The following is a 13,576-nucleotide window of genomic DNA, read 5'->3' as shown; positions in this document are numbered from 1 at the left end:
TAGAAGGGGTGTTTTTTGCTATGAAGGAAAATGAAAAAGTGATTATGGAAAAAGGCATTCATACAGATTTTAAAGAGAATATGACATACGGTGAGTACTTACAGTTAGATAGCTTACTAGGAAGTCAAAAAAGACTTTCTGATCATCACGATGAAATGTTATTTATCGTCATTCATCAAGCAAGTGAACTTTGGATGAAACTTATACTACATGAACTGAATGCGGCAATTGAATCTATCCAAAATGAAAAATTAGCACCCGCTTTTAAAATGCTTGCGCGCGTTTCGAAAATTCAATCGCAAATCATCCAATCTTGGGATATTCTTGCGACGCTCACGCCGTCTGAATATATTGAATTTCGTGATTCGCTCGGTCAAGCATCAGGATTTCAATCGTATCAATATCGTATGATTGAATATGCACTTGGCTATAAAACACCTCACGCATTAAAAATTTATGAAAAAGATCCCGAATTACATGCGCGTTTGCATAAAGCACTTCATTCGCCAAGTCTTTATGACGTTGCGATTCAGGCACTTGTAAAAGAGGGGTTCCCAATTCATAAAGACGTATTAAATCGTGATATGACACAGCCTTATGAGGAAGATGCGACAGTTGAAGCAGCCTGGGTAGAAGTATATTCTGATGTGAAAAAATATTGGGATTTATATCAGCTTGCAGAGAAGTTAATCGATATTGAAGATTGGCTCCAGCAGTGGCGCTTCCGTCACATGAAAACAGTAGAACGTATCATCGGACACAAAATGGGAACGGGCGGATCATCTGGTGTTTCGTATTTAAAACGCGTTCTTGAGCAACGCTTTTTCCCAGAGCTTTGGAATGTGCGGACGAAGTTGTAATATGATAGTTGCTAGTACAACATCTGTTGAAGAGTGTTGTACTTTTTTCTTTGTGATTATGTATAATGAAGATATCATATTCCGAAAAAAGTTCGAAGATTGGATAAAAAGATAGGAGGAATTTTGTGACTCGTTGTACGTATTGCAAGGCGAGATGGACAGCGAAGGATGTATGGTCTCTTTATTTTCAAAACAATGGTAAAGATTGTCCACATTGCTATCAAAGGCAGTACTTATCATTAGAAACGTTTCATTTTTCAAGTGAAATGTTACGACTTCTTTTCTTATTTATTTTTCCTTTCTTTGTTGAATTAAGCGATAAAAATCCAATATTAGAATTTAGAAAGAAATAAATAAAAAAGGTATCTTGTGTGTAATAGAGCAAGATACCTTTTCTATTTTATTCGTTTGGAATAAAATATGTAAAGAAAGTAGCAGTGTATAACTGAATAAGTTTTATGTGTTATATAGAAAATAGAATGCTTCTTTGAAATTACACAGCGATAGAAATATATATTTCATTTAAGTACATAGTAAAATAAATAAGAACAATATATATTTGGAGGAACGTAAATTGGATTTTTATAAATTAGAAGATGCGTTCATGAAAAAGAAAGTGAATGCATTCCTTGTATATCAACGAGGGGAATTAACGACAAAGTATTATAAAGAAGCAGACTGTGCACACAATTTATATAAAATTAATTCGATCACGAAAAGCATCGTATCGATTTTAATTGGTATCGCAATAGATAAAGGATACATAAATGATATACATACCTCTATAGCAAAGTGGATTCCGAATGTCCCGAAAGAGAAGCAGGGAATGACCATTTATCATTTGTTGACAATGACAACAGGTGAAGATTGGAAAGAGTTTGGTGATGGTGTTGTATTTCCAAATGATTTTGTCGAATCAGATGATTGGGTAAAATATATTTTACAGAAATCGGTGATAGAAGAGATAGGAACGAAAATGAATTATAATTCAGGTTCTTCACATTTGTTAAGTTATATATTACAAGTTGCAACTGGGAGGACAACGGAACAATTCGCAAAGGAACATCTATTCAATCCTTTACAAATCACTGAGTATGAATGGCAACAAGATCCACAGGGGATTTATGTTGGTGGATTTGGTATGAAAATGAAGGCGGAGGATTTATTAAAACTAGGATTATTATGTCTACAAGATGGTTACTGGAATGGAGAAAGGATTGTCTCTTCAGGGTGGATTGAACAATCAAGTAAGAATCACTTTTTAACATATGAACATGTTGGGGCATACGGGTATCATTGGTGGGTGCTAGAAAATGAAAGATTTCACATACCGTATTGTATGTACTTTGCTATGGGATATGGCGGACAATATATCATTATCATTCCGAAGTTAGAACTTGTAGCTGTAATTAGTAGTAACATGCCTAAGCGAGGATTAGTACCACTTAAATTATTTATAAGTCATTTACAAGAAAATTGTTCAAAAATGAATGAAGAGTGACAATAGAAAAGGAAAGCAGGCACTGGTACTCTTACATAGCAGCTAGATCCCGTCAAAAGTTTTTTTATAAAACAAGAGATGATTTATGTTACAATATACAAAAAGTGTAATATTCAAACAATTCTGGAGGGAGATCGGATGAAGGGGAATAAAAAGGAAATACAAACAAACGACAAAGTAATTCGTTATACACATATAGAAACAGGTTCTAAAATGATTTGCTTTATGTTTTCCGGTTCAGGTTACAATTACGATAAACCTTTGTTTTATTACTCGACAATGGTCATGCTCCAACATAAAATCGATGTTGTCCATATTCATTACTCCTACGATGAGCAAACAATGAAAAAAACGATTGAAGAAATAACTGCAATCATGATGGATGATATTAACCCTGTCATTTCAGAAGTTGTAAAAAGTGGACAATACAACAATTTCATTTTTTTAGGAAAATCACTCGGAACCATTCCAATTGCGAATGACTTAATGAAGAGAGAGGCATTTTTAAAGTCAAAAATGATTTTACTCACCCCTTTACTAACGTTTGATTCGATTTTTGACTCAATCTTAAGTAGTGACCATCAAGGACTTTTAGTTATCGGGGATAAAGACCGTCATTACAACTCAAACCAAATTGACCGATTAAGTAAATCAAATGTAAAGATTGATGTTATCAAAAATGCAAACCATTCCTTAGATGTTGAAGAATTTGACACAACAACTTCCATTGTAGCTGTATCAAGGGTAATGGAAAAACTTCAAGAAACCGTTAGGACAAATTAGTAATAGTAAAGGTTCAGTAATTTGGGCAAAAGAAGTTCTGTTTATTAAAGATATATAAATAAAAAGATAAACAGCATGAGATTATATCCATTAGAGAAGCACAAACAGATAATGAGGCAGTTTAGCTGAAGAAGGAACTTAACAATAATCGAAAAACTAAAAATGTAAAGACAGACAGGAGTTAGATACGATGATAAAAGGTTTCGGAGGAATATTTTGGAGAACTAAGAATCTTGATGTTACAAAAAAATGGTACAGTGAAGTGTTGAAGATTGAAATAGAAAATTGGAATGGGACTGTGATTAAACCTCAATTAGGAAATGAGACTATCTTTTCTTTCTTTACCGAGAATGACAGTTATTTTCCGACAGAACAACAAGTGATGTTAAATTTCCAAGTACATAATCTAAATGAGACTATTAAGCATCTTGAATATATTGGTGTACCTCTTGTAAAGAAAAAAGAGATTAGTGAATTTGGAAAGTTTATTTGGATTAAAGATCCTGAAGGTCGACTCGTCGAGCTTTGGGAGAAATAGTGGGTTGTAATCATTTTCTGTTAAGCTAACGGGTGCATTAGTATAATAAGGAACATAAAAAAGCCTGTATCAATGACTACTTGGTAATTTAAGATACAGGCTTTATATTTAGGTAACTAATTGTCCTTATATATATTTAACTAATTGCACCTCTTTTGCATTTATTTTTAATTGTACACTTTAAATCCGAACCCTTTATATGAAAACTTTACAGCTACTTAACCATAGATGTTTCCCTTTATCTGCTCGTTTTTTGAAATGTAATCTTCAAAAACTTCTCCGTCTTCGTATCAAATTCTACATCTACAAACACACCATACTCTTTTCCAGCTTCACGCAGCCATAATTTAAATTTTTCAACTGTTATGTTCACTGTCTTCGGTTTTCTTCCGATATGAAGGTAATCAATAATTTGCGCTTTTGGATATTTTTCTTTCGTTTTTTCAACTGCAAGTTTACCCCATTTTGCATATGGTGGTTGGGCATAAACGATAGCAGAATGAGTATATGTATTGCTGTATGCTGCAACAAATATAATACATAACACGAAACATGTAAAAATACGCTTCATAATAAACTCCTTTTAGTCGTTTTTCTTATTGTGTACATGCAGTCTAAATCATATAAGTTTGGATTTTTTTGTCTTCTTTACATAAAAGCGTTGTATTTACAAAACATAACCATGAAATCATTGTTGGAAATAAGGAGGGTAATGTATGCATCAAAAGACCATTTTTAAAATACTGATTTTGTTTATATTAGTCGGTATGTCTCTCATTGTAAGTAGCGGGCAAACAAGAAATGTCCAAGCTTTTTCTAATCAAGTAATTCAAAGAGGGGCTTCTGGAGAAGATGTCATTGAATTACAGTCTCGACTGAAATATAACGGGTTTTATACAGGGAAAGTAGATGGTGTGTTTGGTTGGGGTACATATTGGGCATTGCGAAACTTTCAACAAAAGTTTGGTTTACCTGTAGATGGCTTAGCCGGTGCTAAGACGAAGCAAATGCTAGCAAAAGCAACAAAGTATGAAAAATCAACGGCGAATAAAGGAAATACAGGTGGACAAAGTAATAAACCAGCTCAGAATAAGGGGACAAATGTACCAAATGGTTATTCGCAAAATGATATTCAATTAATGGCGAATGCGGTTTATGGCGAATCTCGTGGTGAACCGTATTTAGGGCAAGTTGCCGTTGCGGCAGTTATTTTGAACCGCGTGACAAGTGCATCATTCCCGAATACAGTTTCTGGGGTTATTTTCGAACCGCGTGCATTTACAGCAGTTGCGGATGGACAAATTTATTTAACACCAAATGAAACAGCGAAAAAGGCTGTATTAGATGCGATTAACGGCTGGGATCCTACTGGGAATGCGCTTTATTATTTCAATCCAGATACGGCAACGAGTAAATGGATTTGGAGTCGACCACAAATTAAAAAAATTGGAAAACATATTTTCTGTAAATAGAGCGGAGGTGAAAAAATGTTAAGAGGTATTATCATTGTATTGTTAACAATTGGCGTAGTTGGAACAGGATACTGGGGATATAAAGAACATCAAGAAAAAAATGCGGTATTAATACGGGCCGAAAACAGCTATCAGCGTGCTTTTCATGATTTAGCATATGAGGTTGATCTATTACACGATAAAATTGGAACAACACTCGCAATGAATTCACGAACATCTTTATCACCGGCACTAGCAGATGTGTGGCGCTTAACATCAGAAGCTCGTTCTGATGTAGGACAACTTCCGTTAACGTTAATGCCATTTAATAAAACGGAAGAATTTCTAGCGAATATTGGTGATTTTAGTTATCGTACGGCAATTCGTGACTTAGAGAAAGAGCCTTTAAATGAGCAAGAATATAAAACATTGCAAAACCTATATTCAAATGCTGGCAACATTCAAGATGAGCTCCGAAAAGTACAGCATCTCGTTTTGAAAAATAATTTACGCTGGATGGATGTAGAACTTGCACTTGCATCGAATAAAGATCCAGCAGATAACACGATCATTGATGGACTTAAAACGGTTGAAAAGAACGTCTCATCCTATTCTTCAAATAATTTTGGTCCAACCTTTACAAGCATGCAGAAAGATAAAAAAGGTGGCTTTGAAGCGACAGGTAAAGCGATTTCAAAAGATGAAGCAGTCAAAATCGCTAAATCATTTTTAAATTTGAAAGGGAATGAAAAAGTAGAAGTTGAAAAGAGTGGAAAAGGAGCAAAAGAATCTTTTTACAGCGTGAAAATTCAAGATCCTGAAACAAAAAATGAATTTTATATGGATATCACGGGAAAAGGTGGGTATCCAATTTGGGTAATGAATAACCGTGAGATTAAAGAACAAAAAATTAGTTTGAATGATGCAGGAAGTAAAGGGTCAGCTTTCTTGAAAGATCATAAATTTGCTAACATGGAGCTTTATGATAGTTCACAATACGATAATATAGGTGTGTTTACGTACGTAGTGAATGAAAAAAATGTACGTATTTATCCAGAAGCGATTCAAATGAAAATCGCTTTAGACGATGGATCAATCGTTGGTTTTTCTGCAAAAGAATATTTAGCATCGCATCAAAAACGGACGATTCCAAAAGCAAAGTTAACAGCTGGTGAGGCGAGAAAGAAAATCAATCCAGATGTTAAAGTAATGGAAGAGCGTCAAGCAATTGTTGTGAATGACATTCATAAAGAAGTTTTATGTTATGAGTTTGTTGGGACATTAGGAAAAGATACGTACCAAATTTTCATTAATGCGGATAACGGAACAGAAGAAAAAGTGAAGAAGATGCAGGCTGTAGAGAAAATTTATGATTAAACATCAATGATAAAGTGGTGAAAATAATGAAACTTCTTATATACATGCTTATGATTTGTTTTGCTATTACTGGATGTAGCATCGGAAAGAAAGATAATCCACAAGACAAACCAGAACAAAAAAATGTATCGATGAAAAATGTCAGTTATACAAATGATAAAAATAAACCGAATGAGAAAGTAGCAGATCATTTGGCATCTTTAGCTGCTAGCATACCAGGAGTGAAAGATGCGACAGCGGTTGTTATAGGGAAATATGCTGTTGTTGGTATAGATGTGAAAGCGAAATTGGATCGTTCTCGCGTAGAATCAATCAAATATTCGGTTGCAGAAAGCTTGAAACATGATCCAAATGGTGCAAATGCAGTTGTTGTTGCTGATATTGATACGTATGAGCGATTAAAGCAAATGGGGAATCAAATGAAGCGCGGGAAAAACGGCGAAGGAATTCTTGATGAACTTGCTGCAATTGTTGGACGTGTTATGCCACAAGTACCAAATGATATGATTGAAAATAAAGAAACGGATCCAATTAAAGATAATGATAAACAGTTACCGAAAGATGAAGAGAATGAATTAAGAAAAGAACAAGAGGATCAATCAAATAATCATCTTAATAGATAATAAAGAATGTCCCGTGTTATGCAAATGCGGGATATTCTTTTTGTTTCAAATATTCTGTTTATCGAAGAGGTGATATATGATTTAATAATAGTTAGGAGGAGAGATGGCGTTTAAATGAGTAATGAGAAGAAATGAGGAAACGAAAATGAGTTTACAAACAGAAAATATTCAGCTTATTCCATATGATGAACAATATAAAACAACAATTGAAGCATTTACTTTACCTAGTGAACAAGTACAATTTACAGCAAAACCGAGGGACTTACTTGAAAAAGCAAAGAAAGACCCAACCCGAAACGTTGTTGTCATTACCGCAAATCAAAAACCAGTTGGAGTGTTTGCATTACAATCAGGAAAAAGGGTAGGAGAATATACAGGTAATCCGCATGCATTACTTTTAACGTCTTTTTCTATTCATTATGAAGAACAAGGGAAAGGGTATGCCAAAAAAGGATTAACGCTATTACATCATTTTGTGTCATCTCATTTTTCAGATAAAAATGAAATTGTACTAGCTGTAAACGAAAGGAACATTCCTGCTCAAAAGTTGTATTTCAAAGTAGGATTTGAAGATAGAGATCAAAGAAGAATGGGGCCTATTGGAAGACAACTTGTATTATATTTACCTATTCATAAAATAGATAATGAGAGTGCATGATAGAACCAAAAAGAGAAGGCGTTCCTGCGTAAGGACAAGCCTTCTCTTTTTTTGTACATATTTATTGGTACCCCTTTGAAACAATCAATTCTACAAGGGGAATCACAATAAAAGAAGAACAAAGTGCGATAAATAAAGGGAGGTTTTGAATAGTATCAAGTGAATATAAGACAGAAAATCCTTCTGACCACATCACTAAAATAAACATAATAACAACCAACACAAAATACCCAATTTTGAAACTTGTAGATGTAATATATTATCCCATCTCATCTTGACTTTCTTTTGAGACACCGTTTGGATCGCCCCATGTAATATGATTTAATAAATAACTAAGTATGAGAGAGCCTCCAAATATAGTTCCTCCGAGAATCGTTCCGTCGGTTATATACGTATATGCACTATAGACGAGTATGCTAAGTAACGATAGTACAATAACTACAAAAATAAATTTCTTATGATTCATCTTATTCACCGCTTTAAAAGTGTAAAAAACTCTTTACACTTAATAGTATAAAATGATAGAAAATAATGTAAAACATATTTTACAAAAAATCGTTTTTTTCCTCGCATTAAAAGAACAAAAATTACAAAGATTTTTATTTGTTTTGAATGTCGGGGGGATGAATCGCATATATTTTGAAGGGATGTCAGATTAAAATGGGGGGTAAATATGTCCATACTTTTAAAAGCGGGTGCAGACGCTGGAAATAATGGTTTGAAATTAATGGTAAAAGGTCAAAATCCAATTTATATCCCAAGTATATATTCGCTATATATCGGAGAGACGACAGGTTTATTGGATGAGGAAGATGTACCGATAACTGAAGTGGAAAATCATATTGATGTAACGATAAATTCACCATCGCTCATGTTAAATAACGTACGGTACATTGTTGGGCAAAAGGTTATCAATGATCAGTTAAAAGGGACGGAAGTAGAGAAGAAATCTGATAAATCTACAGATGAACTAATGGTTCTTACGATTTTATCAGGTTTAGCAGTTGGTGCTATGCGTCATAGTCCGAAATTAGACCATATTAATATTCGCTACGATTTATCGGTCGCTCTTCCAATGCAAACAATTACGCAGGAAGTCGCGGCAGAAAATGCGAAACGTTATATGGGGAATCATAAACTTATTTTCCATTATCCCAATGGAAGAGATGTAACGATAAATGTATCCATTGAATATTGTAAATGTTTACCTGAAGGAGCATCTGGAACGTGGGGACTCGTATATGATGAAGATGGTAATGTCTTAAAACATAAAGTAGAAGATGAAAAAAATAAAACAACTGAGATTGATTTCGTTGACAAAACATTATTATCTTTTGATATAGGTGCTGGTACAACTGAAGAAGTAGTTTCATTTGGAGTGAATTTTAGACCACAATTAAGTAAAGGGTTGTCCTATGGAGTGAAAGAAACTTTATTACAAATTATTACAAGATGGAATCGGAAGCATCCAACAAAAACAATAGATAGCATTACAGAGTTTAATCAAATTTATTTAAATGAGAAACACCCGAGACACACGATGCTAGTGGAAGAGTCTCAACAAGCATTTCTAGGATTAGCCGCACGGGTTGCGACGGACATTATTAATAAAATTGATGATATGAAAGATGATCCATATGTATTTATCTATGGTGGTGGAGCGGTTATCATTAAAAATAGTTTGCAACTTATTTTAAAACAAAAAGGTCGTTTAAAAAATGTAACATTTGTAGATAATCCTTTATTTACTAATGCACGTGGATTATTAGTTTACACATGTTCACCGCGGTATAGAGAACATAAACAAAAAGAATTAGGGTTCACGAATTTAACAATTAGTTAGTTGGTGTGAACATGCGGCGTAAGAAGTATAAATGTGGTGATCGGGTGAAAATACATTTAAATAAATCTGTGTCTCCAGAAATGATTACTTGGATTAATAAGCAATCTGATATAACAAACTTTTTTTTATACGGTGTCCAGCAACTGTTTAAACAAGTAGGAGATATTGATGTTTCAAAAACATTACCAAGTAGCCATGTTTTTTCCGTTTACATTGAACCTACTCCTATGTTTAAAATTGAAGTAAATCCTTTCAAAAACGTAACGATGAAAAAGAAAGAGTTTACTGAAAGTGTAGATATGAAAAAGGAAGAGTTTCCTAAATGTATAGAAGATAAGCCGTGGGTATTAACTGATGAACTAGATTGCCCCTTTTTTTAACACGTATGAAAGAATACTCAATCCCTCCACTGTACATATGAGGTAAGTGGAGGGGATTATTTATTTTGCAGTTATGCATTCTGAAAAACAAAAGTTACCGCATTTGTTTTTAGTTGAACTGATTTATTATTACGCATGATGTTATACGTCAAGTTTTTAACTTCTACTTGAATTTCTTTCCACCCTGCATACATATTCCGAAGTGTATTCATCATCATTTCAGTAGAAAGGTTTACTTCTATTAAAGGGTCAAGTTCCTCGTTCGTTGTTAAATCGATTTCTTGAACTTGAGAATTTACAATTAGACAATTGATACCATTATGTTTCGTTCCATTTTTCATGGATAAGAGTACTTTATCAAAAGATTCTTTTGATGGAACATGTTCTAAACTAGATACCGCAACGATATAATCATAACTTTCGGGTTCAATATTATAATTTTCAATTTCTATTTGTATGATTTCGATGGCGCCGATGACATGATGTTCTTCACTATTTACTTTTAATTTTGTTAGTGCAGAGTCCAATAAATCGACACATGTAACTTTTCCACCATTATGAATGATCTTTTTTGCAATTGGTATACTATTTCTCCCAACCCCAGAACCGAGATCAAGTACTTTCACTTGATCCTTGCCTTCAAAATAACGCATCATATCTATTACTGTTTTTACTGGTTTGTAAAGCCAAGAGCCGGCTTCGAATAATTTATATTGTTCATAACAAAAATCATGATACTTTTTTTCTTCTTGTCTAATGTATGCGATTCGATTCATTTTTTCACCTGCGATTTCTTATGATTAAACCGATAAGTCAGGCAGCCTTTCACCTGTGTTTTTATTCGGAATACGCCACCAGCATATGGGTAAACTTTTAATTGATCTGGATCCATTCTTGTTCGGGCAGTAGTAATATATAATTCTGTTAAGTTGGATCCTCCAAAAGTACAGGAAGTTACATAGGGGGATGGAATTGGAACAGTCAACACGTTCTCTCCAGTTCTTGGATTCCATCTTGTAATTTTTGCGCCGCCCCAATGTGCAATCCACAAATAGCCTTCTTTATCAATTGTCATACCATCTGGAAGTCCTTCATCATTAGGTATACATATTACATCTATTGGGGTGCAGATATTCCCTGTATGTAGATCATATTCAAATCGGACTGTTTTTTTGGTAGGCGTATCAATAAAGTAAAGATAGGTATGATCAGGTGACCATGCTAAACCATTTGATGTGTTAACATTTTTTAATTTCTTTTCCACACTAAAGTCAGTATGTAAGCAATAGAGAGAACCGGCTGCATTGACGCCATATAAATCTGTCGTTCCGGCCCAAAAACGACCAGCAGGATCGCACTTTCCATCGTTAAAGCGGTTTTCTAGTAAATGAGGTTCCGGGTCATGAATAAGTTTTAATTCCTCTGTTTCAAGATTAAGAGAATGGAAACCACGTTCCATTGCTAATATAACTCCGCCAGATGTATCTAAAGCGACACATCCAATTTGTTGGTCGAATGAAATTTCGCGATTTATATTTGTAATAGGATTATATATCAATAACTTTTTTTCTAGAATATCAACCCAGTATAGTAGGTGTTTCTGTTCATCCCAACAAGGACCTTCTCCTAGACTGGCTTTCGCATCGAGAATTAATTCTAATTGTTCTAACAATATATACTTCTCCTTTCTATAAGGCTAACCTAAATACATATTCTCTGAAAAGGGATCACACACCTTTTATTTCAGAAAAATTTGACAACAGGGATGTTGTAAATTATTATATGAAAAATAACTAATAACAAAAATAGCAATGAAGAGAAGAGTAGTTAAGAATGATTGCATACAGAGAACTCCGGTAGCTGAGAAGGAGAAGTAAGAATCTTAATGAAAAAAGACTTGGAGCTGCGCATGGAACTAACTTGTTTAGGAATGATGCGACGGGTTCTCCTGTTATAGAGATAGGGTATAAGTAAATGTACAAATCAGTAACAGAGGAATTAGTGCGATAGTTTTTAATATTTAAATGTCATGAGTCTAAAGAAAGAGCTTAAATATTGACGATGTCATTTTGTCAATACTCAGAATTTATGGATGCATGTATGATGAATGAATTTGCTCTTGCATTCTAGGTTTCTGTATCATCTATTGGAGATTTAATTACAGCTTATGCAGGAGCAATGGTGGTAGGAGGCGCGTCTTTTTACGTTTACTTTACGTTAGCCTCTTGATGTTAAAAATTTATATGTATTTGGAATTGATAAAAAACACCTTCCCCAGTTGAAGGTGTCTTTTTGTATGATTTTTCCTGGTGTCACTTCTAATATACAGGGCATATAACCCGAAAATAAAATGAATTAGAAAGTAACAAACAGTTGTTTACATTAGATGATATAAGGGAATTATTCGTTCCGTTAGCGCCTAAATCTTATATTACAGGAGTCCAAAAAAAATACGGGCTTTGTGGACAGACTCTAATTCCTTTAGAAGTTCGTATGATGTATGGAATTAAAAAATGAAAGGAAGATGAGTATGTCTCAAGCGAATATCCCTAATATAACTCCAACGATATCAATTACTGCAGGTCAATCAACTTCTTTAATTTTGGCTTCTATTGCTCTTGAAGAATTAGCATTAGCTCATATTATTAATACTGAAGCGGAAAAAATTCAATTTTTATTAGGAACATTAACTACTGGTATTACACCTCCACCTGTGACATTATCAAGTTTGTTAGCAGTAAATAACAGTGTGAAACAGACATTGCAAGCGGCTGTTAAACAAGAAATGCTTCTACAATTCAAATTGGAAAATGTATTAGATATTATAAGCATAACACCAGCACCATAAGTTCAGATCAACATGGGAATCACCATCCCAAGCGAAACAGAATCTTACCTTGTGTAAAATTATAATTTATCCCCATAAATAAAAAGGTTTATAGTTATTTTATTCACAGAGTCATAAAAAGGTGCGCCTCTAATTGTGTCTAACAATTGGGGTGCACATCAATAAAATCATAAGAGCAGGTTCTTTTTTTATTATACATCAATAATATCAATGAATTTATAAGTGCTCTTATCGTAGAAAGCATCTGTACAAATTACCTTCTTGTCCATTGGATCTATATCAACAACAGTCATATAGCTTGTTAATACATAACCATCTTCATAATATGTAATCAAAATCTCTTCTTCACATAAGAGAGAACGTAATAATTTGTCTTCAATTTCTTCTTTGGTGTCTTGAGTTAATATAGGACGTGATACCTTTCTTTTTTCTTTAATAATTTGCTGAATACGAGCGAATTGCTCCGGCATCACAGCGAACGGAGTTCATTTGACTCTTGCATTTTGCTCGTTTAATCATTTCTTCTGAGAAATCAACGTCATATAGATTGATAAATTCTGCTTTTCTTAACTCACATAATGTTCTTCCGTATCCACATCCGTAATCTAAAATAGTAGCCCCTTGTTTTTTAAGCATTTTTGTACGAATTCTTTTGTTAGTAGTCCCCGTTATTTCCCTCTTTTTTTATAATGTTGTCATTATTGTATCTGTAAA

17 protein-coding genes and 2 pseudogenes are annotated in these 13,576 nt (G+C 33.9%); 13 read left to right on the top strand and 6 right to left on the bottom strand.

Annotated features, from left to right (window positions below):
* The first annotated feature begins 20 nt into the window (after positions 1-20).
* The 5 genes from kynA to ACX5JI_RS20670 all read left to right on the top strand — a co-directional run bounded on the left by kynA (position 21) and on the right by ACX5JI_RS20670 (position 3,682).
* Positions 21-860, top strand: a complete 840-nt coding sequence (gene kynA, locus ACX5JI_RS20690; protein ID WP_459502911.1) for a tryptophan 2,3-dioxygenase — start codon at positions 21-23, stop codon at positions 858-860.
* Positions 861-985: 125 nt separating this feature from the next.
* Positions 986-1,213 carry a hypothetical protein gene (locus tag ACX5JI_RS20685; protein ID WP_459502910.1) on the top strand — a complete coding sequence of 76 codons (228 nt, stop codon included), beginning with the start codon at positions 986-988 and terminating at the stop codon, positions 1,211-1,213.
* A gap of 221 nt (positions 1,214-1,434) precedes the next feature.
* Positions 1,435-2,361: a serine hydrolase domain-containing protein gene (locus tag ACX5JI_RS20680; protein WP_459502909.1), complete on the top strand. Its 927-nt coding sequence runs from the start codon at positions 1,435-1,437 to the stop codon at positions 2,359-2,361.
* Positions 2,362-2,499: 138 nt separating this feature from the next.
* On the top strand, positions 2,500-3,144 hold the full coding sequence (locus ACX5JI_RS20675) for an alpha/beta family hydrolase (protein ID WP_459502908.1): 645 nt from the start codon (positions 2,500-2,502) through the stop codon (positions 3,142-3,144).
* A 190-nt stretch (positions 3,145-3,334) separates the two neighbouring features.
* The gene (locus ACX5JI_RS20670) at positions 3,335-3,682 is read left to right on the top strand and encodes a VOC family protein (RefSeq protein WP_459502907.1); all 348 of its coding nucleotides are present in this window, start codon (positions 3,335-3,337) and stop codon (positions 3,680-3,682) included.
* A gap of 238 nt (positions 3,683-3,920) precedes the next feature.
* On the opposite strand, the gene ACX5JI_RS20665 is transcribed toward ACX5JI_RS20670, so the two are convergent.
* Positions 3,921-4,253, bottom strand: coding sequence for a YqzG/YhdC family protein (locus ACX5JI_RS20665; protein WP_459502906.1), 333 nt, complete (start codon positions 4,251-4,253; stop codon positions 3,921-3,923).
* Positions 4,254-4,398: 145 nt separating this feature from the next.
* Between ACX5JI_RS20665 and sleB the strand changes: the two genes are divergently transcribed.
* The 4 genes from sleB (at position 4,399) to ACX5JI_RS20645 (ending at position 7,791) form a co-directional block, all read left to right on the top strand.
* Positions 4,399-5,154 carry a spore cortex-lytic enzyme gene (gene sleB / locus ACX5JI_RS20660; RefSeq protein ID WP_459502905.1) on the top strand — a complete coding sequence of 252 codons (756 nt, stop codon included), beginning with the start codon at positions 4,399-4,401 and terminating at the stop codon, positions 5,152-5,154.
* A 15-nt stretch (positions 5,155-5,169) separates the two neighbouring features.
* Positions 5,170-6,510 (top strand): germination protein YpeB, encoded by a 1,341-nt coding sequence (ypeB, locus tag ACX5JI_RS20655; RefSeq protein WP_459502904.1) that lies wholly within the window; start codon positions 5,170-5,172, stop codon positions 6,508-6,510.
* Positions 6,511-6,536: 26 nt separating this feature from the next.
* Complete coding sequence (locus tag ACX5JI_RS20650; protein ID WP_459502903.1) at positions 6,537-7,133, top strand: YhcN/YlaJ family sporulation lipoprotein; 597 nt, start codon at positions 6,537-6,539, stop codon at positions 7,131-7,133.
* A 145-nt stretch (positions 7,134-7,278) separates the two neighbouring features.
* A complete protein-coding gene (locus ACX5JI_RS20645) occupies positions 7,279-7,791 on the top strand; it encodes a GNAT family N-acetyltransferase (protein WP_459502902.1) in 513 nt (170 codons plus the stop codon).
* 61 nt (positions 7,792-7,852) lie between these two features.
* Here the strand turns inward: ACX5JI_RS20645 and ACX5JI_RS20640 are convergent.
* Positions 7,853-8,257, bottom strand: a pseudogene (locus tag ACX5JI_RS20640) (hypothetical protein).
* Positions 8,258-8,464: 207 nt separating this feature from the next.
* Here ACX5JI_RS20640 and ACX5JI_RS20635 point away from each other — a divergent pair.
* Both ACX5JI_RS20635 and ACX5JI_RS20630 read left to right on the top strand, forming a co-directional pair.
* Complete coding sequence (locus ACX5JI_RS20635) at positions 8,465-9,634, top strand: ParM/StbA family protein (protein ID WP_459502901.1); 1,170 nt, start codon at positions 8,465-8,467, stop codon at positions 9,632-9,634.
* 11 nt (positions 9,635-9,645) lie between these two features.
* Complete coding sequence (locus tag ACX5JI_RS20630; protein ID WP_459502900.1) at positions 9,646-10,014, top strand: hypothetical protein; 369 nt, start codon at positions 9,646-9,648, stop codon at positions 10,012-10,014.
* A 71-nt stretch (positions 10,015-10,085) separates the two neighbouring features.
* Here ACX5JI_RS20630 and ACX5JI_RS20625 read toward each other — a convergent pair whose 3' ends face one another.
* Entirely contained in the window at positions 10,086-10,790 is a 705-nt protein-coding gene (locus ACX5JI_RS20625; RefSeq protein WP_459502899.1) for a class I SAM-dependent methyltransferase, read from the bottom strand.
* Positions 10,787-11,686, bottom strand: a complete 900-nt coding sequence (locus ACX5JI_RS20620; RefSeq protein WP_459502898.1) for an SMP-30/gluconolactonase/LRE family protein — start codon at positions 11,684-11,686, stop codon at positions 10,787-10,789. The genes ACX5JI_RS20625 and ACX5JI_RS20620 overlap by 4 nt, the downstream gene beginning before the upstream one ends.
* A gap of 389 nt (positions 11,687-12,075) precedes the next feature.
* Between ACX5JI_RS20620 and ACX5JI_RS20615 the strand changes: the two are divergent.
* Both ACX5JI_RS20615 and ACX5JI_RS20610 read left to right on the top strand, forming a co-directional pair.
* Positions 12,076-12,207, top strand: a pseudogene (locus ACX5JI_RS20615) (MFS transporter); the annotation flags it as partial.
* 337 nt (positions 12,208-12,544) lie between these two features.
* On the top strand, positions 12,545-12,862 hold the full coding sequence (locus ACX5JI_RS20610; RefSeq protein ID WP_459502897.1) for an alpha-helical endospore appendage domain-containing protein: 318 nt from the start codon (positions 12,545-12,547) through the stop codon (positions 12,860-12,862).
* A gap of 191 nt (positions 12,863-13,053) precedes the next feature.
* On the opposite strand, the gene ACX5JI_RS20605 is transcribed toward ACX5JI_RS20610, so the two are convergent.
* Both ACX5JI_RS20605 and ACX5JI_RS20600 read right to left on the bottom strand, forming a co-directional pair.
* Entirely contained in the window at positions 13,054-13,332 is a 279-nt protein-coding gene (locus ACX5JI_RS20605; protein ID WP_459503006.1) for a YolD-like family protein, read from the bottom strand.
* Positions 13,295-13,510: a class I SAM-dependent methyltransferase gene (locus ACX5JI_RS20600; RefSeq protein ID WP_459503005.1), complete on the bottom strand. Its 216-nt coding sequence runs from the start codon at positions 13,508-13,510 to the stop codon at positions 13,295-13,297. Before ACX5JI_RS20600 ends, ACX5JI_RS20605 begins: the two co-directional genes overlap by 38 nt.
* Positions 13,511-13,576 lie beyond the last annotated feature (66 nt).

It is taken from the genome of Bacillus sp. C1, from assembly GCF_054570475.1.
The sequence above is the reverse complement of the archived record's forward strand: the minus strand, read 5'-3'. Positions and strand labels throughout refer to the sequence as shown.